Raw genomic sequence first — 684 nt, 5'->3', positions numbered from 1 at the left:
TTGAGATGTTCTACAACCCGAAGCGCAAACACGCCCGCAACGGAATGCTGTCGCCCGTCGACTTCGAGCAGCAGCACAAACTGAGACACGAAAGCGTCTAAGAAACCCGGGGCTATTCAGACGGCATTGCATTCAGCAGCCAAGGTCGGAGCTGATCGATGTTTTGAAATTCTTCTTGCTGCTGGTGCGAACCCGACGCTTCAGACTGTTTCTGGAAAGACGCCAGCCCTTTTTGCCGCCGAGTTCGGTCGTGCCACGATCTTCGAGATGAGATTGACATGCACGGCATATGAAGTGGGTAGAAGCGAGCTTAAGGAGGCCTACAAACTGGCGCGAGACTCTGCTGAGGATTTCAAGGCAAAGCGTAAGGCCTATGCCATTCAGGGATACGAAATTGCAAGGCGGACGGGCTTCCAGAGGCTTGCGGAGCTAGCGTCGAGGGCGCTTGATGAGTGTTTTTCCGGGGCTTAGACGGCGAATGGCGGCGAGGAGAGAGACGGTTCCGAAAATCTGACCATACGGGATAAGTAGATTTTCGGCCCAACTCGAGCGTTCCATGATTGACTGGTGGGCGACAACCATCTTGACCGGCACCGTCAGGCAAGTTGGCCGCCGCCGCCAGCCGTAGGGAGGGCGTAGCCCGACCGAAGGCTGGCGGCGGCGGCGCGGTTCTCTTCACGGGGG

Annotated in this window: 1 protein-coding gene; it reads left to right on the top strand. The window is 57.3% G+C overall.

The window, feature by feature from the left end:
- Positions 1–126 precede the first annotated feature (126 nt).
- Complete coding sequence (locus tag I6N89_RS25875; RefSeq protein ID WP_207020973.1) at positions 127–471, top strand: ankyrin repeat domain-containing protein; 345 nt, start codon at positions 127–129, stop codon at positions 469–471.
- The last annotated feature ends 213 nt before the right edge of the window (positions 472–684 follow it).

Source organism: Salipiger abyssi (assembly GCF_017311415.1).
GTDB lineage: Bacteria > Pseudomonadota > Alphaproteobacteria > Rhodobacterales > Rhodobacteraceae > Salipiger > Salipiger abyssi_A.
The sequence above is the reverse complement of the archived record's forward strand: the minus strand, read 5'-3'. Positions and strand labels throughout refer to the sequence as shown.